24 protein-coding genes and 2 pseudogenes are annotated in these 22,869 nt (G+C 35.1%); 8 read left to right on the top strand and 18 right to left on the bottom strand.

The window, feature by feature from the left end; translation table 11 throughout:
• Positions 1 to 105: 105 nt before the first annotated feature.
• Both AB3I12_RS02905 and AB3I12_RS02900 read right to left on the bottom strand, forming a co-directional pair.
• The gene (locus tag AB3I12_RS02905; RefSeq protein WP_368015499.1) at positions 106 to 879 is read right to left on the bottom strand and encodes an HAD family hydrolase; all 774 of its coding nucleotides are present in this window, start codon (positions 877 to 879) and stop codon (positions 106 to 108) included.
• Positions 880 to 900: 21 nt separating this feature from the next.
• Entirely contained in the window at positions 901 to 1,536 is a 636-nt protein-coding gene (locus AB3I12_RS02900; RefSeq protein ID WP_063626422.1) for a DNA alkylation repair protein, read from the bottom strand.
• Between the two features lie 447 nt (positions 1,537 to 1,983).
• On the opposite strand from AB3I12_RS02900, the gene rpsD reads away from it, so the two are divergent.
• From rpsD to AB3I12_RS02885, 3 genes and pseudogenes are all read left to right on the top strand, one after another.
• A complete protein-coding gene (gene rpsD / locus AB3I12_RS02895; protein ID WP_010720384.1) occupies positions 1,984 to 2,595 on the top strand; it encodes a 30S ribosomal protein S4 in 612 nt (203 codons plus the stop codon).
• A 324-nt stretch (positions 2,596 to 2,919) separates the two neighbouring features.
• Positions 2,920 to 3,468 (top strand): biotin transporter BioY, encoded by a 549-nt coding sequence (locus tag AB3I12_RS02890; RefSeq protein ID WP_010736828.1) that lies wholly within the window; start codon positions 2,920 to 2,922, stop codon positions 3,466 to 3,468.
• Positions 3,469 to 3,714: 246 nt separating this feature from the next.
• Positions 3,715 to 3,867 (top strand): annotated as a pseudogene (locus AB3I12_RS02885) (transposase); the annotation flags it as partial.
• An 843-nt stretch (positions 3,868 to 4,710) separates the two neighbouring features.
• Here AB3I12_RS02885 and AB3I12_RS02880 read toward each other — a convergent pair.
• A complete protein-coding gene (locus AB3I12_RS02880; RefSeq protein WP_063626420.1) occupies positions 4,711 to 5,184 on the bottom strand; it encodes a hypothetical protein in 474 nt (157 codons plus the stop codon).
• Between the two features lie 379 nt (positions 5,185 to 5,563).
• A complete protein-coding gene (locus tag AB3I12_RS02875; protein ID WP_193796983.1) occupies positions 5,564 to 5,728 on the bottom strand; it encodes a hypothetical protein in 165 nt (54 codons plus the stop codon).
• A 390-nt stretch (positions 5,729 to 6,118) separates the two neighbouring features.
• Here AB3I12_RS02875 and AB3I12_RS02870 point away from each other — a divergent pair.
• Positions 6,119 to 6,283 (top strand): annotated as a pseudogene (locus tag AB3I12_RS02870) (transposase); the annotation flags it as partial.
• Between the two features lie 316 nt (positions 6,284 to 6,599).
• On the opposite strand, the gene AB3I12_RS02865 reads toward AB3I12_RS02870, so the two are convergent.
• From AB3I12_RS02865 to AB3I12_RS02840, 6 genes are all read right to left on the bottom strand, one after another.
• On the bottom strand, positions 6,600 to 7,109 hold the full coding sequence (locus AB3I12_RS02865; RefSeq protein WP_063626418.1) for a QueT transporter family protein: 510 nt from the start codon (positions 7,107 to 7,109) through the stop codon (positions 6,600 to 6,602).
• 192 nt (positions 7,110 to 7,301) lie between these two features.
• Positions 7,302 to 8,063, bottom strand: coding sequence for a 3-oxoacyl-ACP reductase (locus tag AB3I12_RS02860; protein ID WP_063626417.1), 762 nt, complete (start codon positions 8,061 to 8,063; stop codon positions 7,302 to 7,304).
• Positions 8,060 to 8,281: a DUF2829 domain-containing protein gene (locus AB3I12_RS02855; protein ID WP_010720389.1), complete on the bottom strand. Its 222-nt coding sequence runs from the start codon at positions 8,279 to 8,281 to the stop codon at positions 8,060 to 8,062. The genes AB3I12_RS02860 and AB3I12_RS02855 overlap by 4 nt, the downstream gene beginning before the upstream one ends.
• Complete coding sequence (locus AB3I12_RS02850) at positions 8,271 to 9,806, bottom strand: helix-turn-helix domain-containing protein (protein WP_034698668.1); 1,536 nt, start codon at positions 9,804 to 9,806, stop codon at positions 8,271 to 8,273. Before AB3I12_RS02850 ends, AB3I12_RS02855 begins: the two co-directional genes overlap by 11 nt.
• Before the next feature lie 63 nt (positions 9,807 to 9,869).
• Complete coding sequence (locus tag AB3I12_RS02845) at positions 9,870 to 10,571, bottom strand: LrgB family protein (RefSeq protein WP_010720391.1); 702 nt, start codon at positions 10,569 to 10,571, stop codon at positions 9,870 to 9,872.
• Positions 10,564 to 10,980, bottom strand: coding sequence for a CidA/LrgA family protein (locus tag AB3I12_RS02840; RefSeq protein ID WP_010720392.1), 417 nt, complete (start codon positions 10,978 to 10,980; stop codon positions 10,564 to 10,566). Before AB3I12_RS02840 ends, AB3I12_RS02845 begins: the two co-directional genes overlap by 8 nt.
• A 314-nt stretch (positions 10,981 to 11,294) precedes the next feature.
• On the opposite strand from AB3I12_RS02840, the gene AB3I12_RS02835 reads away from it, so the two are divergent.
• From AB3I12_RS02835 to AB3I12_RS02825, 3 genes are all read left to right on the top strand, one after another.
• Positions 11,295 to 12,029: an MIP/aquaporin family protein gene (locus AB3I12_RS02835; protein WP_010720393.1), complete on the top strand. Its 735-nt coding sequence runs from the start codon at positions 11,295 to 11,297 to the stop codon at positions 12,027 to 12,029.
• A gap of 152 nt (positions 12,030 to 12,181) precedes the next feature.
• Entirely contained in the window at positions 12,182 to 13,276 is a 1,095-nt protein-coding gene (locus AB3I12_RS02830) for a hypothetical protein (RefSeq protein WP_063626416.1), read from the top strand.
• Positions 13,277 to 13,418: 142 nt separating this feature from the next.
• On the top strand, positions 13,419 to 14,564 hold the full coding sequence (locus tag AB3I12_RS02825) for a hypothetical protein (protein WP_063626415.1): 1,146 nt from the start codon (positions 13,419 to 13,421) through the stop codon (positions 14,562 to 14,564).
• Positions 14,565 to 14,898: 334 nt separating this feature from the next.
• Here AB3I12_RS02825 and AB3I12_RS02820 read toward each other — a convergent pair whose 3' ends face one another.
• The 3 genes from AB3I12_RS02820 to AB3I12_RS02810 all read right to left on the bottom strand — a co-directional run bounded on the left by AB3I12_RS02820 (position 14,899) and on the right by AB3I12_RS02810 (position 16,822).
• Positions 14,899 to 15,798, bottom strand: a complete 900-nt coding sequence (locus AB3I12_RS02820) for a metallophosphoesterase (protein ID WP_063626414.1) — start codon at positions 15,796 to 15,798, stop codon at positions 14,899 to 14,901.
• Positions 15,799 to 15,823: 25 nt separating this feature from the next.
• Positions 15,824 to 16,180 carry an iron-sulfur cluster biosynthesis family protein gene (locus AB3I12_RS02815; protein WP_010736822.1) on the bottom strand — a complete coding sequence of 119 codons (357 nt, stop codon included), beginning with the start codon at positions 16,178 to 16,180 and terminating at the stop codon, positions 15,824 to 15,826.
• A gap of 72 nt (positions 16,181 to 16,252) precedes the next feature.
• Positions 16,253 to 16,822, bottom strand: a complete 570-nt coding sequence (locus AB3I12_RS02810) for a GNAT family N-acetyltransferase (protein WP_010720398.1) — start codon at positions 16,820 to 16,822, stop codon at positions 16,253 to 16,255.
• 237 nt (positions 16,823 to 17,059) lie between these two features.
• Between AB3I12_RS02810 and AB3I12_RS02805 the strand changes: the two genes are divergently transcribed.
• Positions 17,060 to 17,356, top strand: coding sequence for a hypothetical protein (locus AB3I12_RS02805; RefSeq protein ID WP_010736821.1), 297 nt, complete (start codon positions 17,060 to 17,062; stop codon positions 17,354 to 17,356).
• A 326-nt stretch (positions 17,357 to 17,682) separates the two neighbouring features.
• Here the strand turns inward: AB3I12_RS02805 and AB3I12_RS02800 are convergent, their stop codons facing one another.
• From AB3I12_RS02800 to AB3I12_RS02780, 5 genes are all read right to left on the bottom strand, one after another.
• A complete protein-coding gene (locus AB3I12_RS02800; protein WP_063626413.1) occupies positions 17,683 to 18,888 on the bottom strand; it encodes a hypothetical protein in 1,206 nt (401 codons plus the stop codon).
• Positions 18,889 to 19,164: 276 nt separating this feature from the next.
• A complete protein-coding gene (locus AB3I12_RS02795; protein ID WP_063626412.1) occupies positions 19,165 to 20,118 on the bottom strand; it encodes a siderophore ABC transporter substrate-binding protein in 954 nt (317 codons plus the stop codon).
• A 21-nt stretch (positions 20,119 to 20,139) separates the two neighbouring features.
• A complete protein-coding gene (locus AB3I12_RS02790; RefSeq protein ID WP_063626411.1) occupies positions 20,140 to 20,895 on the bottom strand; it encodes an ABC transporter ATP-binding protein in 756 nt (251 codons plus the stop codon).
• On the bottom strand, positions 20,892 to 21,848 hold the full coding sequence (locus tag AB3I12_RS02785; protein ID WP_063626410.1) for an iron chelate uptake ABC transporter family permease subunit: 957 nt from the start codon (positions 21,846 to 21,848) through the stop codon (positions 20,892 to 20,894). Before AB3I12_RS02785 ends, AB3I12_RS02790 begins: the two co-directional genes overlap by 4 nt.
• A complete protein-coding gene (locus AB3I12_RS02780; RefSeq protein ID WP_010736816.1) occupies positions 21,841 to 22,791 on the bottom strand; it encodes an ABC transporter permease in 951 nt (316 codons plus the stop codon). The genes AB3I12_RS02785 and AB3I12_RS02780 overlap by 8 nt, the downstream gene beginning before the upstream one ends.
• Positions 22,792 to 22,869 lie beyond the last annotated feature (78 nt).

The raw sequence follows: 22,869 nt of genomic DNA, 5'->3' as shown, positions 1-22,869 counted from the left end.
GGGCAGAAAAATCCTCTGCGTAACCCTCATCTGAAACTACTAAAAAACTAGCTGAAGTCAGTCTCCAACTAGTTCTTTTTACTATCCTAGATTATACTTGTTTATTTAAATCATGGAAAGTTGCTTCAATGCTTTCCAAATTCCATCTTCATCATTTGTATCAGTAACCAACTTCGCTTCTGCTTGTACCTCTGGAACTGCATTTCCCATTGCAACACCAATGCCTGACATACGCAGCATCTCCCGGTCATTTTGGCCATCACCGAAACTAATGATATCTTCTTGCGCAATTCCGACTTGTTCTGCTAGGTGTAAAATCGTGGCTGCTTTTGAACCGTCATGTGGAACAACATCCACACTTTTTTCATGCCAACGAACAAATCGAATCTTATCGTAACTAGAAAAATGATGATCGTAATTCTGATCAAAAAATGCTAAAGCTTGATAGATATCTTGTTCTTCCACAAAGTACTGATCCAGTTCAGGTAAAACAGCACCAAATGAATGCGTTGCCTCTTCCATCATTCCCACATGATTGGAAGAATAACGTTTGATATTATCTAGACTCACAAAAGCAGTATCGATATTTTTATCTTGTGCTTCTTTGACAAAATTGTCTAATTGTTCACGGTCAAGCAAATTTTTATAAACTTGTTCATGATCTAAAAATCCAGCAGCGCCATTACATAAGATATAATTTGTAAATGCTAGATCTCGGATAACCTCTTGCGCATGGAAACGACTACGTCCAGTAGCAATCGTTACCAAATGTCCTGCTTTACGTAACTTATCCAAGGCTTCTCTTGTGCTGTCTAATGCTTGTTTATTTGTGTCCAGTAGCGTCCCATCAATATCAAAAGCAAATAATTTACGTTTCATTTTTTTAGTCGACTCACTTTCTTATAAATACTTGCTTGCTTCTCTTCTTGTCAAAGCAGACCATTCTTTTGTCAATTGTTCTTTTACCCAAGAAACATTTGTCTTGCTGTAATCGCGCAATGCCCACCCAATCGCCTTTTGAATAAAAAATTCCTTTGAGAAGCGATCTTCAGTAATCACTCGATCCAGCAACAGCTGATTGGTAGCTTCTTTAAATCCTAACTGTAACGTAATTGCTATTCGCCGAAGCCAAAAATCTTCTTTTTTTTCAAACAAAAGAGAAACCGTCTCTAATTGTTCCATATGAAGTTTACACCATGTAGCATAAACTTTCCGCCAAGCATCAATCGTATCCCACCATGCTTTTTCCGGTACCAATACAGACAATTCGACCAACTCATCCAATGATAAACGTTTGATGTTTTGTTGAATCAAATCAATCGCCAGGTACTGATACTCCCGTTCTTTTTTTTCATAATAATAGAAAACAAGGAAAAAAAGGTCTGGAACATCAAGCACTTTGCTTTCACGCAAAAGTGTTTGTTGCAATTTCCAACGTTCTGGTTTGGGCACACCTGCAAATGAGAACTGATTTCTCATATACATTTCCATTGGATGTGCTTTTTCTTCATTTTTTTGAAAAACTAAAAGTTCCAAGACAGTCCTCCTTGAAAAATCAAGCCCGTATCTTAGGTGACAGCTGAAAAATCACTGTCACTACCTTTTAGTGGCTCTGTAGGTTGAAAATAGGCTGTGCTTACACAAGCATGATCCTTCATTTATTTCTTTTTAAGATTGGTACGTTTATTTTTCATGCTTTTAAAAGATACCCTCTTATTTTATAGAGTGAAACAAGGTTTGTAAAGCGTTTTTAAAGAGAAACGTACTTGACAGTTTCACCTTGTTTCCCTTATACTGGACTTTGTGTAAAATAATGCAGCGGAAAAATAATAATTTCGTCCCTAGTTCATTGCCCCGATTCGGGTTCAATTGCGTAACCGCGGCTGCAAAGGTGAAGATTGAAGAATGGACTACACGATTATGAATTTTTTATCGGATTATTTTACTCCAAAAACTAAATTTATTTTATTGGAGGAAATTTTAATGTCTCGTTATACAGGACCATCATGGAAAATTTCTCGTCGTCTAGGTATTTCATTATCAGGCACAGGAAAAGAATTAGCACGTCGCCCTTACGCTCCAGGTCAACATGGACCAAACAGCCGTGGCAAACAATCAGAATACGGTATGCAATTAACTGAAAAACAAAAACTACGTCACATGTACGGAATGAACGAACGTCAATTCCGTAACTTGTTCGTTAAAGCTAGCAAAATCAAAGAAGGTAAACACGGGGTTAACTTCATGATCTTACTAGAACAACGTTTAGACAATGTTGTTTATCGTCTAGGTCTTGCAACTACTCGTCGTCAAGCTCGCCAATTAGTTAACCATGGTCATGTGATGGTTGATGGCAAACGCGTTGATATCCCTTCATACCACGTTGAAGTTGGTCAAGTGATCTCAGTTCGTGAAAAATCACAAAACATGACAACAATCAAAGAAGCTGTTGAAGCAACTGTTGGTCGTCCAGCATTCGTAAGCTTCGATGCTGAAAAATTGGAAGGTTCATTAACTCGTTTACCAGAACGTGACGAACTATATCCAGAAATCGACGAAGCTCTTGTCGTTGAATACTACAACCAAAGCCTATAATTTTCAAAGCTTTGGCTTACAAGCCCACTATCTATTCGATAGTTGGGCTTTTTTTATGTAGATTTCCCTCTCTCTTTTCTAGCTCTCTTCTTTATTTGAATTTGATTCGCCCGTGTAACTCTCCTAGAATCATATGTTGAGACTTGCCAAAAAGTTCAAAATGAAACAATGTTTAACTGAACATATAACCTATCCTCAAAGGAAGATAGACTAATATTTTGAAGGAATACTTCGTTTATTTAAAAAATATACTTTACAAAAAATAATTTTTCTTATACAATTTCGTTAACTTAGAAAATAAAAATGGTTAACAAAGGAGAACTTATGACAAAATCACTCAAAGAACTCATTCTTGCTGCAGAATTTGCAGCGATCATTGCCGTTCTTTCACAATTCACTTTCCCTCTAGGTCTAATTCCTTTGACTGGACAGACTTTTGCCATTGGTTTAACTGCTACTTTCCTTGGTAAGAGAACAGGAACTGTCTCCGTCTTGATCTATCTTTTATTAGGTCTTATTGGGTTACCTGTTTTCTCGGGGATGTCTGGAGGGATTGGTGTATTATTCGGTCCTACCGGTGGCTATCTAGTTGGTTTTATCCTCCAGTCTTGGCTAATTGGATTTATCATGGAGAAAGTCGGTTCTCGCTATCCTCTGACAATATCCGCAAACTTAGTTGGTTCAGCAGCCGCATTATGCTGTGGCATGCTTTGGTTAATGATCAGTAGCAGTCTTTCTCTTCACACTGCATTTTTAAGTGGATTTCTTCCTTTTATAATCCCTGAAGCAATCAAATCGATTGCTGCCGCTTCGGTAGGTCTGTTTCTAAAAAAACGTTTGTCTCGACTTCAGTTGTTTAGTATGGATAAATAACTAGACAAAACAACTACTACGTTGTATTCCTTTACGAAAAATTTTTTAAAATAAAATCGTCACTGATTCAAACTGATTGTGGCATTACCTAAATTCCTTGAATTGTTGATAAATAAAAAAAGCTTACAATCGTAAGCTTTCAGACTATAGACAAAGTACTTATTTATAGTGCTTTGTCTTTTTTATACGTTAAAACAGAACGATAAATTGGAGCTGTACCTGATGCTTTCAAAACAAAGTAAGTTTAAAGATCTCTATAAAAAAAGAGAAGAAACGATTGAACGAATATTCAGCACCACAAAAGAATCTCATGGGTTACGTTATACCAATCAAATAGGAATTGTAAAAATGCACATGAAAATCGGGCTTACTTTTGCTTGTCTAAATATGAAAAAGCTAAATCAAAAAATATCAAGCGAAAAAAGAGTATTTTTCTAAAGAAAAGAAGACAAACCTTATTTTTACATAAGGATTGTCTTCAATCTGATATAAATTATATTTTGTAAAAATTTCTGATTCTTAATTCTTAATACGTTGCTATACAGTTGATTCGTGAACACCATGTACATTAGGATACTATCAGTAGCATTGAACTAACAGATCACTACTTTAAATTTTGGAAGGATCTATCGCCAGAAAAAAACGCCTCCAACATAAAATTAGAGACGTTTAAACATTCTTTGTAGTAACTAAATAATTGTTGCCCCTTACCAAGCGGCAACTATATTTCCAAATCAACGTATTTATTTCTATATCATGAAAGAAAGCTCATCAATAGCAGTACACCTATTGTTATTACTAACTCCATAATATTTTCAATCCATACTGGAAAGAATAATCCTTTGTAAGGTGACCGAAAAAGGGATCGATATTTTTGGGGGATAGTGAAACTCAGTACACTAGATAGTGCCCATAGAAACAAAGCGAATGATGCATGGTGTTTCATAGCTAAAAAAAGACTTAGAGCTAAGAGAATAAATTGACAAATTCTTAGAAAACCCAGGGATTTCATCTCCCACCTCCTCATGTACTAAATACAATCTCTATACTCATTTATTATATCAATAAATTTAACAGAGATTGTATTTTAGTTTAAATGATCAATTTACCAACGGTTATCATATTTAGAAGACCATCTTGATTCAGTAAGTGTAATCCGAGCAGTACCGGTATTTCCATGGTTGTCAATTTTATCTCTGCAATCTTTTGAGTAAAGATGAAGCGCACCCATTGCTATACCTGCTAAAAGAGCTGCAGCTCCAATATAACTACTGATCCAGCAGAAGTACTAAATTTAGCTAAAGCCGTAGCAAGGCTACCGGTTCCTGCAGCAGCAACATACATACCATTATAAGCGGTACGAGCAGTTTGTTTGCCAGAAGCTGTATTATAATATACATTCCAGCCACCATTTTGTATACGTTGACCTAACCCAGCAGCGAAGGCTTCTGCTCCCTCATATTTGTTAAGTATATATTGTGCCGTGCTTTCAGGATTGGCCTTCGAAGCTACTTGATATTGAGGTGTAGCTAGTTCCTGTTCTAATGCGACCCATTTCGCATTTTTCACCACTTCTATTGAAGTTGCTTCTGGCACAGCAATTTCATCAGCTGCTACTACTATTGATGCCGTGGGAGAAAATATACCTAAACATAAAAGAATTGCGAAAAATAAAGCATAAATACTTTTAGAGGACCTACCAATTTCTTTTTTCATTTGTTCTTCTCCATTCATTTATTGCATTGCAAACGTTTACAATACAATAATAACCCCTAATGGAAATTCATACATTATATTACCCAAAAATAATGATGATAAAACGGTGTCGTTATAATAACGTTTTTTTAAATAATAAAATATTTTTTAAACACCAAAAAGCTAAAAAAACAGCATTCATACAAATTATATATTTATAAAAAAACAAATATTATTTAAACTATTTGTTTTATAGCTTGATAATCTTCTGGATATAACCCATATTTAGCATACTTGTGTGATTCCTACAGCAGTCCTCATATACAACTATTTTAGTTTTCTTTTTTATAAAAAGCTTGCAGTGTCCATCAAAACAATACTCTTGATCTTGAAATTCGATCTAAGCGTTATAAACTTCGTTTTGCTGAAATTGTCCGATACAATAAATTACTTCCTTATAATCAAGTGCAAATTTTATACCTTCTTCAAAACAACTATTAGGTTGCAGCCATTTTTTGATTTTTTTCTGATATACTTCAGGAATAGGTCTTTCAATTTTTTTCAAACGTTCCTTCTTTTTTTTAACAAGCTATACCGATTTTTATAAGAAATTTTAAGTATCTCTGCTTCTAATCTTTTGTATTCAAGTTATTCATACTTGCTTCAGCCGCAGTCATCAAAACTTCATCTTGTAAATCATATTTTTTATTTGACATAGCCTTCCCCTTCTGAACACTATATAAGATATAAATAATTAATTATATTTTGTCATTTTTCTTTTTAATCGACACAAATCTCAATGCGATAAATGGCAATAAGAAAAAGAAAGGCTCTGTTTATAACCCATCTCAGACTATAGACAAAGTGCTTATTTATAGTGCTTTGTCTTTTTTATACGTTAAAACAGAACGATAAATTGGAGCTGTACCCGATGCTTTCAAAACAAAGTAAGTTTAAAGATCTCTATAAAAAAAGAGAAGAAACGATTGAACGAATATTCAGCACCACAAAAGAATTTCATGGGTTACGTTCTACCAATCAAATAGGAATTGTAAAAATGCACATGAAAATCGGGCTTACTTTTGCTTGTCTAAATATGAAAAAGCTAAATCAAAAAATATCAAGCGAAAAAAGAGTATTTTTCTAAAGAAAAGAAGACAAATTTTTCTTTTGTTTTTGAAAATAGACATATAAAAAAGAGGTTGAGACAAAAGTGTTCAGCATCAAGAAATAAGAAGGAATTTCCGAAAATTGCTTCTCAAATTTTTGGTAAATTTCGGCTTATTTCCGAAGATGCTACTTTTGTCTCACCGTTTATTCGTTTTTTAGAGATACTAGAAGAGACTGAGACAACTTTTGTCCCAGTCCCTTCAATCTGAAAGCTTTCAATCGTAAGCTTTTTTATCTTCTATTTTTACCCTTAGCTAAATCGTCGTTTATTTTTTTAGATCTACTTTTTGTCCGACCCAATAAATGATGACTCCTCCCACTAGCATGGAAGCTAGCTCACCCAAAGCAACAGTTCCCCAAGTGAAGAAAAAGGGTAATTGATAGAATAGCTTCAATTGTCCAGCAACTGTAAACATAGAAAATGCAAAGACCAAAGCTGTAATCACCATTTTTATTTTCATGTTTCTTACTCGTTTTGTTATCTCATAGTTAATCAATAAGACGAGTAAGGTGCTGATACTACCAACTACTACATCAATCCATCCCAATGGAGAGGAAAGATTGGCTAAAGCAACACCTAGCGTGATAGCCAAAATATACTGTTTATTATAGAGCGACAAATAATTGAACATTTCGGAAAGACGTATTTGAATGGCACCAAAACTGATAACTGACAACACGAATGTAACTGCCACATATAAGCCTGTTACAAGTGCCATTCGAGCAATTTCTGCTGTGGTAAAACGATTAGTAGAACGAATTTTCTTTTGATCCATATTCTTTCTCCTTTACAAGGTCGTGATACAATCGATCATCCTTGTGGTCAAAAATGCCACAAAAGATCTCGTCTCTCTCAACTCTTGGTAATAACTACGACCAAAGGATGGGAATTGACTTCCAACTGAAGTGCCGTAGTGCGAATAAATTCGCTAATCATAGCTTATCTGAAAACAATAAAAAAGACAAAATCATTTTAATAACCAACCACCGTCGATTGGAATGATCGTCCCTTGGATATAGCTTGCTTGAGGGGTCGCCAAGAACAACGTTAATTCAGCAACTTCCTCTGGTTGCGCCCACCGTTTAACAGGTGTTTCATTCGCCACCCATTCTGCCATCTCACCATTTCCTGCAAAATCAGCTGCATTCATAGGTGTTTGAATCGCGCCTGGTGCAATTCCTTTGATACAAATACCTTTAGAAGCATAATCTAATGCTAATTGCTTCGTAAAGCCAACAATTGCATGCTTTGCGCTGGTATAGGCAATCCCGCCCCCACCACCGACAAAGCCAGCAATTGATGCCATATTGATGATTGTCCCCTTTTCTTCCTCAAGCATATCTGGAAGGATCAAGTGCGTTAGCTGAAACATACTCTTGACATTAACAGCAAACACTCGATCCCATAAAGCTTCATCTGTTTCCAACAATGGCTGATACTCATCTAATATTCCTGCTGTATTTAGCAAGATCGCAACTTTTCCAAACGTTTCGTGACACTGTTCAACCGCCTTTTTTAACAAAGAATGATTCGTGATATCACCTAAAAAATAAGCAAAGGTTTCAGAAAATTGCTGGGATAGATCGTCCATTCGGCCTAATTGCTGATCAAAACCAAACACCCGCGAACCTTGTTCTAAAAAGGCTTTAGCTTGTGCCTGTCCGATACCTGAAGCTGCTCCAGTGACAAAAACAACTTTCTCTGTTAGATCACTGTATCTATTTTTCATTCCACAATGATCCAATCTTCAGCTAAAATGTCACAGACTGTAGGCGCAAAACTGGAAAATCCTTCGTCACTTGTTTTGATTAAAAAGTAAGGGGTAACGGGACAACCGTCAAATTCTTCTCCTGAAACAAGAACGACATACAATTCAAAACCACTCCAACCTTTTCGAATCACTTTATTCCCTTTTTTTAATGCTGGTAAAATTTCTTCAAATGTCATTTATTTCGTTCCTTTCTTTGTCTTTTCGGTCTTGGATCAACACAAATTTTTGGTACAATTGGATATAATCGTTTAACTGTAACTCTCCAGTCACGATAAAGTATTCTAAATCAGACCATGGCTTACGATGCACTTTGCTCGTTGAAAGTAATAAATCAACTTCTCGTCCCCGATAATCTGTTGGTAAAAATTTCAAACAATAAACATTTCGAAAAAAACGATGTAAGTCTTCTATTAACAACTGCTCTTCAAACAGAGGGAAATCTGTCATCAAAAGAATCGTGATCTGCGGTAACTTTGGTGTAAATGCACCCATTGTCTTTAAAACCGTTAAATACCGCCCCATCAAAAAAGACGTATTTTGAAATGCTAGCTGATCCACTTTTTGCTCGGTCTCAAAAAACAAATCGAGCCACTGGATAATTTCACTATTTTCGATCATCAAATGATTTATAAAGTCACTGTCGTTCCCATCAATGGTTTCCTTAGCTTCTGGAAAAAGATAGGCAAATAAATGACTACTAAAAAGATAGGTTTCAGCTTCTTTTGTTAAGGGTTCTTCTGACAATCCTTGTTCCACTTGATAGAGAGCTAATGCTTCTTTTGCTTCATAAAGTGCATGGTAGGGTGGTGTTTGTCTCCTTCGATGGAAAGCAAACATTTCTTCTCGGATGTCTTCATCCGTATAGTACTCTTCTCGTGTCATCAAAACTAAAAATAACGCACCTAATTCTTCTTCATTTTGAAAATAGTTAGGAAACACTGGTTGCATCCAATGACAAAATTTTTGAAACATAGGATTATCAGTAATCAGTTGTCGCTTTCGTTCGTTTAACGATACGTAATGCTTCTGAGATTTACGCAAGAAGAAAGCTCCTAACATATACTCTAGTCTTCTTTTTTTGATCTCATTAAGGCGAACATTGAAAAAAGCCATGATTTGTTCAGCAATTTTTTTCACATCTAATTGTGAAATCGTTACAAAAGGCCAAATTTTCCCACGAAACAACTGCCAAAACGTCATGTGAAGGTAAAGCCGGATGATTTCTTCTTCTCCTTGCACCACATAAGTCCCACGTTGTAAATAAATCCCGTAATTTTTTAATTGTTCTCTCCACTCGTTGATCTTTCGACGCGCAGTTGATTCGCTGATATATTGTTTTTGAGCAAATTGATAGATCGTATGAAACTCTTCAAAAAAAATATCGTGCAATAGCTGGTATTTCAGCGTACTTTGCACGAGAAAAATCAAAAAACGCTCATGTTCGATAGAATCAAGCGTATCATAAAAGGAATAGCCAGAACGAGGGGTTTTCATAAACAATGTTTGAGAGCTCTCGTTGAACTGATGGTAATTTTTTGTTAATTCGTTTAAGTACTTAGCGACACTTCTTGCATCTAATTGGACTGTTTGTGCCAGTTCAGCAATCGTGTGCCACTGATGATCCTCGAAACTTTCCAGCAGGAGAATTTTATAATAAAGGTCTTTATCAAATCGTTTTAAATATTCAGATGACAAATACAACTTTTACCACTCCTTTATGCTAGAACGTTTTTTTCATTGTAGCATAAATCCTGGGAAACAACATCAAAACAGGTTAGTAAAAAACTGAAATAATAATGGTAATAAAAAGACGGTCAGCATGCCATTGACGCCAATGGCTAAGCCTGAAATAATCCCTTCGATCTCACCCAATTCGATTGCCTTTGCTGTACCAATCGCATGAGAGGTACTTCCTAACGCAACCCCCTTAGCAATCGGACTGCTGATCTTAAAAAGACGAAAGATATGAGTAGCGATCAACGACCCAAAGATACCAGTAGAAACAACAATTGCAAGCGTGACCGCATTGATTCCTCCCATCGTATGAGAAAGATCAACAGATATCGCTGTTGTCACTGATTTAGGTAGCAGAGAAATGACCATCGCTTTTTTTAATGTAAATAAATAGCCAATACCCACACTGACTAAGCAATTAGCTACGATCCCCGCTAAAATTGCCGCAATGACTGGGAAAAAATTTTCTTTTAACAAATGAAAATTTTTATATAAAGGAATAGCTAATGCAACTGTTGCTGGCGTGATCATCATGGTCAAAAAATTCCCACCCACATTATAATCCTGGTAACTGATTCCAGAAAAATGAAGAAAAAGAATGATCACTAAAATAGACAATACCAACGGATTGATAATTGGCAATTTATACTTGCGTAAAAATTTATCTGATAATACGTAGACACCTAACGTTAAGCTTAATCCAAATAATGGGTTACGAATAAATTCAGTCAATTTGTTGCTCCTTCCTTTTGATTTTCTGCAACTTTTGGCTACTTGTTTGTTTCAATTGAACAGATTGTAACATTTTTTCTACTACTTCTGCCGTTTTGCCTGCTACGACCATCGTTACGATCGAACAGATCACTACCGCACCTAATAAAATAGGCCAAATTGTCGCAATATCACCAAAATAGTCAAGTAAACCTACCCCTGCCGGGACGAATAAAATCGTTAAATTATTTAATAAAAAATCACCTGTTCCTCCTAAATGCTCAGGCTTTACTAGTCGCATCTCAAAAGCTAGGAACAAAAATAAGATACCTAGGATACTTCCAGGAATTGGTAAATGGAACAATACACGAGTTCCTTCACCTAAAACTGAGAAAAAGAGGATAATAAAAAATTCTTGAAAAAATTTCATCTATGAAACACTCCTTATTGTTAGCTTTCATTTTACTAACAATATTTTTCTGAAATTTTCAAATTGTGCTGTTTCTAAAGTACAATATTTGAAAAATATAGTCGTTTTTTTTTGGTATATTTATAATTAAGGTTGGTGTTTTGTGGGAAAGTTCCGTACGTTGTTTTGGAAGTTGGTCAGATTTCTTTTATACATAGAAATCATTTTTTTATCTGCACTTATTTATGACCAATAAAAACGTCGGATGCGAAGCACTACACCTATTGTGTTGTTGTTTCTTTTTTTTTGCATTTTTATAAATTTTGGAGGTATATATGGATTATTCACTTATGACCCGTCTTGTGGCGGAAATGATCGGTACAGCTTTATTAATCATTCTTGGGAATGGTGCTGTAGCAAACGTAGATTTAAAAGGAACAAAAGGTTATGGAAGTGACTGGATGTTGATCGCTGTAGGTTATGGCTGTGGTGTAATGATGCCAGCAATGATTTTTGGTGGTATCAGTGGAAATCATATTAACCCAGCGTTCACAATTGCTCTTGCCTCAAATGGTTTATTCCCATGGGCTGAAGTATTACCTTATATTGCTGCTCAATTGATTGGTGCCGCAATTGGGCAATTGATCGTTGTAGCTTGCTACAAACCTTATTATGATCAAACAGACGATGTAAACCATGTATTAGGTACTTTCTCAACAATCAACAGTGTTGGTTCTAAATTCAATGGTTTTGTTAATGAATTCTTTGGATCATTTGTTTTATTCTTTGGTGCACTAGGAATTACTAAAGCACCTTTCTTCCAAGACAATCTTGGTACAGCACACTTAGCTCTTGGTTTCTTAGTATGGACGTTAGTTGCTTCTCTCGGCGGACCTACTGGACCTGGTTTGAACCCAGCACGTGACTTCGCACCACGTTTAGTCCACGCATTGTTACCATTAAAACATAAAGGTTCATCACAATGGGGTTATGCATGGGTACCTGTTGTTGCACCGATTTGTGCTGGTATCGTTGCTGTTTTCTTATACAAATTCTTATTTATGGCTTAATTTATCAAAAAAACTTGGAATCACTTCGATTCCAAGTTTTTTTATTTGGAGAAAAAATTGATTTCTGTCCTCTTTTAACCTATGTCATACTAAGTAAGCACGCAAAATAAATCGCAGACTTTACTATTTATTTTATGAATGGAGGAACTCCTATGCCTTACGAAACAGAGCTTCAACGACATCTTGATATATTTGCTCTTTCTTTATCATTAAAGAAAAATAATAGATGGTCTCCGGAAGATGATAAAGTGAATTACCCACTTTTATTTTCTATTTATATTAAAATGATCCAACAAGATGAACAAGAATTTTTTGTACGTAAGCAAGACAAATTAAAAATGATTCAGTCACTCAACCGAAGCAAGGATTTCTATTCTTTTACTCGTCACACACAACTTTTTCATACTTTAAAGCGGATGGTTTCAAATGATCCTCGAGATTTTATTCTTTTGCCCTTATCTTATAGTATAAAGAAAAATAAAAAAAGTGGTCATGTTTCCGGAGCACTCATCTACAAAGAAACGAAAAACTATAGAATTATTCTAGTGGATAAAAGGAAGCACCTGTCAAATTCATCTGTAAATATGGTTAAAATTTCTTCGGAGAAAATGGCTCCCCTTTGTAAAGAATTGTTTGCACAGAGAGATCATCCTAAACTCGAAACTTGTTATGATATTCTGTACAGAATTATTGACCATTCCTCTTCCAACAGCTTTTCGTCACTAGACTATACGATGCATGAACAAAAAGAAGGAAATTGTGTGGTCAAAGAAATAGAAGCTACTGCAAAAACTGCGCTCTTACATTGTCGCCATGACCTTCTCGCTTCTCAAAGTAGAAAAAAAATAAAATGGAGTGATACTTTTGAGATGCATCAACGTCTTTTAACTGCGATCAAAGCAGAATATGGGGAATCTCCTCATCTTGATTATTTATTTGAACTGTACAAACTGAGAAAACTAGCGAATGCGATCAAGGAACCTTTAGCAGCAGAAAAAAACAGAATACATGAAGCAATCAAAAAAATGTTTACCGATCATAACGAAATTCAAAAAATCTTAAAAATAGAGAGACCGACATACCTAAACAAAGCAATTATAGAAGATCAGGAAACAGGAGCATATCCAAAAGATGGTAATACCAAAAATATGATCGATATTTTTGAAAAAATAACTAGCGAAAAAAATAGGAGAGCTAACGAAACAAGAACCGAAAAAATGGCGCCAAAAGACGTATTCATTCGCTAAAGGAAACATTGTAAATCAATAATCTGCTTGTGCGCAAACAGTCTCAAAGCTTACACTTATCTAAGGAGGTAGACTTTTTACAACTGCAAGCATCAATTTCATTGTTACATAATTAAAACTATAAGCACGAGGTGTATTAAAAATGTCTGAAAAAAATCTAAGTAGTACTGAAAAAAAAGCAGAATTACTGGCCTTATTCTTAGGTCTAAAAGATAGCAATGTCTTCTATTCTAGTGGACCCGATGCTAAAGAATTTTATCAATTACTATTCTCTAATTATCAGAAGATGATCTTAAAAGATTCAGATAATTTCTTCGTTGCTAAAGAACACAAAGCCTCTGTAATTGAATCCTTACAACATACTATTGATTTTTATGAAACTCAAATGGTAACTGAAATTGTTCACTTGTTAGAAAGATTAAAATCCGATAATTACACTTCTTTTATCATTACCTCTGCTAACTTTCTTACTGAAGGTGAGGGCACTAAACATAGTGTCGGATTACTCATACATAAAAAGAAAGACTATTATACAGTAGCCATATTAGATAAAGGCGGTTACTATAATGAGCGACAGGGAAGCTATGTAAAGATTCCTAAATCAAAACTACAATTACTTAGCCAGGTACTCTTGGATAACAAAAGCACCAATAAAACCGTAGGTAGTTATAATAAAATGCAAAACTATGGCATTTTAAACGCGATCGTAGAACTTTCAAATAATGATGATATTTCATATGTCTCACCAAAAGCATCTGATTTAAAAATTAAAGTAAAAAAGCAAATGGTTGGTAATTGTATCTTTGCTGGTGTTAATCTAGCCTTTAAAACAGCCTTATTTTGTTGCCATACGGATGTTTATAAAGATATTGATCATCGTAAAAATAATATAAGTATAAAACCTATGGAAAAGATAGAAGCTAGCTATGAGACTAATCAACGTTTCTTGAATGTACTAAAAGGTAATGATATCAATGAAAATAAAGTTTTAGACATCATTTACTCATATTATGAAGAAAGAAAACACGCTAAAATGTCTCTTCCCAAAATAAATAAAAAATGGAAAACTTCAAAAAATCCTTTTCTTAGAATAAAATATCATATTAGAAAATGGCAAATTCAACAAAAACAAGAGATAATTTATGCCCATATCACGAAAGAAATCATGCAGGACCCTTATCTTAATTTAAATAAAAAAAAGATAGAATCTATAAAGGCAACCCAGCCAGCTAAAACTATGTCTAATGAAGCTTCTTTGCAAAATAACTATTGGACACGTGACCGTTAAAATAAAAGTTCTATAATTTATGGAATTAATGAAACAGAATTGATTCTGTAGTCTCCCCAAAAGTTAGACCAAAAGTCTAACTTCTGAAGTTCGGTACATTCTTCAGTCCCATTTTCATTTTAGCGATTAAAAAACATATCTTCTCTAATGTGATTAAATAACCATAACCTAGATAACTGCTGTGTGAATGGTTCTATCAAAAAAATGATCAGATTAGTAGACAAAATTTAATCATTCGGAAAGTTGCTCACGAGATCGTGCAAAAAAAGGCCTTGATTGTTGTTGCGATTCTTTCACCTGCTCCGTACGCCTGTAAAAAGCCACGACGACCCTTCTAATAAGAAATGATCGTCATGGCTTTTGCAAACTCTTCATACAAATGTTCATTGCGGTAGCGATTAAACCCGGGGTCGTGTTTTCGTAATAGCGTGCGTAACTTCATGGGATGATAACTATCGATCAAGTGATTTTTTCGTACAAACTCCCTCGTCAATTGCCATTCATAATAATAGCCAAAAGGACGGCAACTATAGCGGGTACCATGAATGATTTTATCTTCAAAACGACGATGGGTGTGACCAAAAACAACCTGTTTGATATTATCGTATTGATCTAATAGTTGTCCAAAAGAAGCGGAACCTAAAAAAGCATTTAAGTTGTTCCAGCGTTCGTATGGAGCGTTCTGATAAACAATAAAGTCTTTTTTAGGAACGAAATGCGTCGCTAAAATGACGTCCAGTTTTTTGGCTTCTAACTGGTCTAGTAACTTTTTCATTGCTATCAGAACTCGAGCGTTGACTTCAATGTCACTTCCCTCTCGTTTAATAAAACGATCATACCAGTAAAGGTTCTTCATGCGCAGAATTTGTTTATTTTCTTTTAACTCTGAGAATTGATAATCATACCAACCATTCATCCCAAGTAGGACTGTCTGCTTATTCAACGCCAGATATCGTTCATTTAAAAAATGAGAATCTGGAAAATGATTCATCATTTCTTCTCCCTCAACATCTACCAATTCATGGTTCCCAAAGTTGAACGTTGTAGGAATTCCTTTTTTAGCAAAAAATTCAACAACTGCTTGGCAAAGATCGACTTTATTCGCCACATCTCCAGCTAAGTGAAGCCGTGTGATCCCTTTGTCTGTGAGAACCTTCCACAAAATCAGCCATTCTTGTTCACTAAACTGATTGATATCTACATGTAAATCGCTGATAATTGCCAAGTTTCCCATACGCTTACCTTCTGTCTCCTATTTTCTACTCGTGATGTATGATTTGAAGATTACCTTTTAGTAATCCACTGGGGCCTTTTAACTGTAAACTCTTATAAGTCGGTTCAACTGCAATTGTCGTCGGATCATCTAGATACATCAATGCACTTTTTTTGATGTAGATTGGTCCAACAGCTGTTTCTACTTTGACAGAGTATAAACTCAAATCTTTTGTTGTCTCTTTCTTTACGAGAATCAAACGAAAGGATGTATCAATCTGACAAGTTACTCGACTGTCGGCAAAAGGACCATCTCCGTCTTCAATATCAAGTAATAACTGTTCATCTTCATTTTGTTGTGCTAATAATTTTTCTTTTGCCTCATCTGTTAGTAATAATTCCATTCTTATCACCTCAAACTTAGCTTAATGATTTTACAACTCAGATGCAACTAACTTGTTTATGCTACACCTTTATCAACTTCTACCTGCTTGCCATTCTTGTCGTGTCAATCCTCGCAAGACAACTGAAACGATTTTTCCTTTGAAACGCCTTGCATCAGGGATGATTCCTTCTTTTTTCATCCCAAGTTTTTCCATTACACGCCCCGACTTAGGGTTTTCTGCATCGTGATAAGCAAAGATCCGAACCAAGTTTAACTCTTCAAATCCTAATTTTATCAATGCTTGACTCGCTTCTGGAACAAATCCTCTTCCCCAATAGTTCTTATTCAGTGCATATCCGATCTCTGCGTTATCTTCATTTTCTTGTACTCTTAAATCAATTGTCCCGATGAATTGTTGATTTTCTTTTAATTCAATACCGTACTTCCCTAAAGGTGCTGACATAAAATAATTAGCGATGCTGTTTTTCGTATCTTCAACGGATTGATGTGTTGGAAATACAAACCGTGTCGTTTCTTCATCATGAGCATAGTCATACATGTCTTTTGCATCATTTAATGTAACGGGGCGTAAAATCAAGCGCTCTGTTTCAATACGTTGATGTTGCGCAAAAACCAAATTTCGATTGATCAATTGTTCCATCGCTATCCTCACCTTTTGCTTTTTCGTTTTCTTAACTGTAGCGAAATTTGTTATAACTTTCAACTACTTCCGTCGAAAGAATTCTTAAACCTGCCTAAAATAAAGGACTGGAAAGTTCAAAATAAAAAATCCTTAATCATTGCTTGAAAAAGAATAATTTTTTGTTCACGTTTTATTAACATCTTTTCGTTATCGTTGAAATAACCAATAAATACAATGGATATCGGAGGAGTTCCTATGAGAGAATATACGAAAAAAATCTATTTTATTGAAGAAACCCAAAATATTGAAGGATCTTATATTGAAGTAAAAACCTTATTTGTCAACGAGGATAAAGAACAAGCCCTCACGACATTTAAACAATTATCAAAAAAACTAATGCCTTCTTTTGGCTTGGTACTAGGTGAGTATAAAATCAAAGCCGGAAAAAGTTATTTTTCCCAATTGTTAAAACGGTGGGCACATTTACCAGCTGAATTTTATCGTACAATGAAGATTCTGAATTACCAAACATTAGCTGAAACGAAAATGTGAAAAAGTTAAGTTTTATTTATGATTCGTTTAGTATCCTTATCAACACCATAGGAGGCGAACGAGATGATAAAAAAATTTTTCACACGATTATTTACCCAGCATCAACCTAGAATTAATCCTTATGAAGTCGAAAATGAATTTATGTTGAAGACAGACTTCCCTAAATGCTACTAATAGCTTGCTTTATAACCAAAAGAGAGACTGACAGATTATTTTCTGACAGTCTCATTTTTTCTCCTATTTAAATCTTCTAAATATATATATCTATATACAAATCCATAACCATTAATCTTCCTTAAAAAAAAATGTACTTTTATTAAACAAGCTTATGTTCTAGAAAAGTATTTCTCTTGCTTTACAACATATGATTGTAACGAAGGCTTAGTTCTTTGTTGTCTAGGTAAGGTAAGAATATCTCCCATTTTTTTTAATTGAGGTATAGAAGGTGGCATTTGTTCATTGTTGATTCCTACAATACGAGAATCTTTTTTAAATTCTTCAACAATTTTATTCCGTTTATAAAGCCTCCAATTTCTTTTATAAATATTGTTATATCTTCTTTTTAAAACTATGTATTTTATTTTTTTATATATATTATTTTTTCTTTGACTTCGTATTTTTTCTAATTTCATCATCTTCTGTTGTAATTTTACATTTTTTGGATGATTTTTTCGCTTCAGATAATAATTGTTAAAAATATAGTCAAAAGACTTATTTTGTTCATGTTGATTACTTTTCAAAGCCTTAAGAAATCGTTTTCTCATCTCTAAAGTTGAATTAGGGCAAGTGTTCCATTTCGGTCTCAATGTTGGTTTAGAATTAGAATATGACAGAATACTTTTTTGACAGTTAAAAAGAGCTACTTTAAGTGTAGATTCTACCTCGCTAACAATGCAGTTTCCAACATTTTGAGGTGACATATCAACGTTAAGCCTAGAAACACACTTTTTTGTTGATATGTGAACTAATTTCTTTAATTCTTCGAAAGGTTGTATCGTTGGTAGAGAAAACTTATTACTTAAATAAAGTACATGATTAAGCTGGTCTATTCTTTCATCAGAGATGGTTACAAGTCCAACAGGAAATTGATGATTAAACTGTTTCGCTTTATCAACCATTACTACGTCATAACAATTTCCCTGTTTATATATTATTAATCCAGAACAATGTCCTTTACCAGCATAAAGAGGATAGGCAAGTGGTACAATCAAAAATGACGTAGGATCATTTGTTTTAAGACTTTCTAGTATTTGTAACGATGCAGCAGTACTTGGTGCATTACAAAAATCTAGTGTTTTTGTTAATGACGAAAGAATGTGTTCTTTCCTATTTTCATCAATAAAGAACCCATCAGTATCCTGTTCAATCATTTTTTTGTAGGTAGAAAGTAGCATCACTTCGTCCTCTGTGCCAGTATCACCGTCTCTCTTGTGCTCTGTGACAGCATCTTCCATTCTATAGTATAAGTTGGTATTAGGTTTTAACCCTAAGGTCAGGGCTAAAAGCTCATAACGACGTTGATAATCATCCATATAATTCAATTCCTTTCTATGTAGAGATTAAGATGAATAATTAAAAAAACTTTATTCGATTCATTAGTGGGAGTTGCTAACAAATATAGCATAGTTGAAGATATAATATTCATTAATTTTTTCCTCAAGAAAGAAATAGTTGTTCTAAGCTTACATAAATGTGAGCACATCCCGTTATGACTATAAAAAAGATTACTCCACCATCTATAGAATCTAATATTTTTTTATATATAAAGAAAATGAGACCGATAACAATCGTCCCATCTCGTTTTTACTTTATTTCAAGGCTTGAGCAACATCTTCAATCATTAATTTCATGGATTCTAAGCCTCCACCACTTAGATACCAAACGTCTGGCTGTAGCGAAATCACTTTATGATGTTTACCTGCATCCGTTTGTGCAATCAACTCATTCGCAGCGACATTATCCTTACTGTCATCGCCACCGATCGCTTTCGTACGATCTACCACAAAAAGAATACCAGGATTTTTGTCTAATACATATTCATAAGAGACGCTTTGTCCATGAGTAGAAGCTTCAATATGTTCATCTGCTTGTTTAAAACCAAAGACATCATGAACAAGTCCGAAGCGTGATCCTGAACCATAGGCGGATAATTGTCCTTCATTGACTAACGTCACTAACGCAGTTTGATCAAGATTACTTGTTTTTTCTTTTATCTCATTGATTTTTTTAGTTAAATCGGTAAGTCCTGCCTCGGCTTGATCTTCTCGATCAAAAATCTTTCCTAAGGTTTGAACATTTTGTTGTATCGATTCCCATGGCTTGCTTGAATCAACAGCTAAATATAAAGTAGGCGCAATTTTGTTTAATTCCTCTTGATAATCGCTTTGTCTCCCTGAGATAATGATCAAATCAGGTTGCATTTGGTTGATTTTTTCTAAATCAGGTTCTTTAAGTCCGCCTGCGGAATCCACTTCTTTATATTTTGCCAAATAGTCTGGTAAATTCTTAGAGGCCGCACCAACGACTTTATCCCCCACTCCTAATGCATCCAAAGTATCTAAAGAACCATTATCAAAGACGACGACTTTTTGAGGATTTTTTTTAACTTCAATTTTCTCACCATTACTGTCTTTTACGGTCAAAGAAGATTGAACTTCTCCGCCACTGGTTTTCGTATTTGTCGTAGTACTTCCCGCATTGCTACCACATGCTGCTAACGCTACTGTTGCTACTAATAAAAAACTGACAACTAATTTTTTCATTCCGATTCTCCTTCTGCTATTTTAAAAATAAAGACAGAATCTGCGTCCTTCAATCTCGCAAACTCGAATGTCCATTTCATATAATTCATCTAAGATGTTCTTTTGGATAATTTCATTGGTGGCTCCTTGAATAAACAGTTCCCCATTTTTCATGGCAATGATCTCATCCGCATAGCTTGCTGCAAAATTGATATCATGAAGCACAATAATGATCGTTTTCCCTAAATCTCGAACTAAGTGTTGTAAAATTTGCATGATCTGAACAGCAAAATTCATATCCAAATTATTTAACGGTTCATCAAGTAAGATATAATCAGTATCTTGGGCTAACACCATCGCTATATAGGCTCGTTGTAGTTGCCCACCCGAAAGCGTATGGATCATCTGTTTTTTTAAGGAGGTTAAACCTAAGTGTTGCAAAGCTTCCGCCACAATTTGTTGATCCTTTGTAGTTAGCTTGCCTTTCGTATAAGGAAAGCGCCCAAATTCTACCAGTTCTTCCACTGTGATTTGCATACTAATGCCATTTGATTGGCGTAAAATGGCTAATTTTTGAGCTAATTCTTTTGATCGCCAGGCTTTCACTTCGTTATGATCAAGATAGATTTCCCCAGTGTCTTTCGCAATCAAACGACTAATCATGGATAAAACCGTTGATTTACCAGCACCATTGGGACCAATAAAAGCCGTTAATCTTTGTTCATGGATTGATACATCGACGTCTTTGACTACCCGTTTGTCATGGTAACTTTTATTGACCTTTTTTAAATCGATCATCCAATTGTCTTCCTTTCTCGAATCAGTTTGATCATAAAGTACAGTCCTCCTGAAAATTCTACGATGACACTGACAGTGGTATTCCATTTAAAAATTTGTTCAACCAGCAGTTGTCCCCCCACCAAAAACAGTAACGCAACCAAAAAACTACCTAAAAACAACTCTCGATGCCGATAAGTCGCAAATAATCGATAACTAACATTCGCTACAATAAAACCTAAAAAAGTTAATGGTCCTACTAATGCCGTTGCTGTCCCTGTTAAAAGACTGACACCGCACAGGATTAAAAATTGAAATCGCTCTGTATCGATTCCTAAATTGATTGCCTGCTCTTGCCCTAGATGAAAAACATCTAAATAACGACTTTTATAAAACAAAAAGAGCCATGTACCACTAATCAATATAGTTGCTGGTACTAGATAATGACTAGGGATGTTCCCAAAACTAGCAAATAATTTTCCTTGTAATAAATCATATTCGTTTGGGTCCATCACCACTTGTAGAAATGTACTAACACTACTGAACAAAGTCCCTAAGATGACACCAGTCATCAAAAGCAAAAACAAGTTCGTTTGTCCTTTCTTTAGTAAAAAGAAAAAGAGTAATTGACTCAAGCCAACCATTAACGCAATATTTGTCAAAAAAAAGCCAGTCCCTGTTTGCTGAAGCATGGTCACACCCCCAACGACAAAGAAAAGGACCGTTTGAACTAAGACATAGAGAGAATCTAGTCCTAATACTGAGGGTGTCAGAAACTGATTTTGGGTAATTGTCTGAAAACTGATCGTGGCACTACTGGTGGCTAACGCAACCAGTAAAAAAGCAACGATTTTTTTACTCCGTAAGGCCCAAGCAAATTGCCAATTTCCATAAGTGTTGATCGTTAAATAGCTCATAATCACTAAGAGGACAAGAAGCAACAGTCCAATGAATACGCCCCTTTTTTTAAGCATATTTTTTCCTCCTAACCAACAAATAGAGAAAAATAATTGCCCCGAAGATCCCCACGATCACACTTACTGGGATTTCGTAAGGGTAGATCACCAAGCGAGCAACGATATCACAAAAAAGTAAGAAAACACTTCCCAACAATGCAGTAATACCAATTGTTTTATGTACTTGATCTCCATATAAACGGGCTGTGATATTTGGAATGATTACCCCTAAAAATGGAATACTTCCCACCATGATCAAAACAATCGCACTAGCCAAAGAAACGAGACCGATCCCTAGTAACTGCATTTTTTTATAGTCAATCCCTAAATTGACCGCAAATGACTCCCCCAATCCAACAATCGTAAATCGATAAGCAAAGAAAGAAATAACGATTAATAATGGAACGGTTACATAAAGCAATTCATAATTTCCACGTATAATCGTGGCAAAATTCCCCTGTAACCAAGAAGACATATTTTGGATCAATTGAAATTGATAAGCAAAAAAAGTGGCAATGGAGCCGATGATATTACCTAACATGACACCGATCAATGGTAACATCAGTTGATTCTTTTGAGGTAACGTTTGTGCCAAAAAAAGAAATAAAAGTGTCCCACCAAAAGCAAACAAAAAAGCGGTAAATGAACGTAAAAGCAACGGTGCATTTGGTAAAAAAAGCATCACCACTAAAATACCCAATCTTGCACTATCCATCGTTCCAGCTGTGGTAGGCGAAACAAATTTATTTTGCGTCAAATGTTGCATGATCAAGCCACAAATACTGCTAGTTGCTCCTGCAAGGATCAGGCAAACCGTTCGTGGCAGACGAGTGGCAAGAAACAATTGCGTGCTTTGTCCTTTGAATTGAAGCAAATCAATTACTTGAATCGTTGAGACACCAATAAATAATGAGCTGATAGTCAGTAAACCTAACAATCCTATGAGCCAACCGTAGCGCATCAAACCCCTCCTGTAATTGATAATGATTCTCATTCTTATTCTAAGTGAACAGATGAACAAAAGCAACCGTTTTTTTTC

The organism is Enterococcus sp. C65, assembly GCF_040887165.1.
Classification (GTDB): domain Bacteria; phylum Bacillota; class Bacilli; order Lactobacillales; family Enterococcaceae; genus Enterococcus_B; species Enterococcus_B hirae.
The sequence above is the reverse complement of the archived record's forward strand: the minus strand, read 5'-3'. Positions and strand labels throughout refer to the sequence as shown.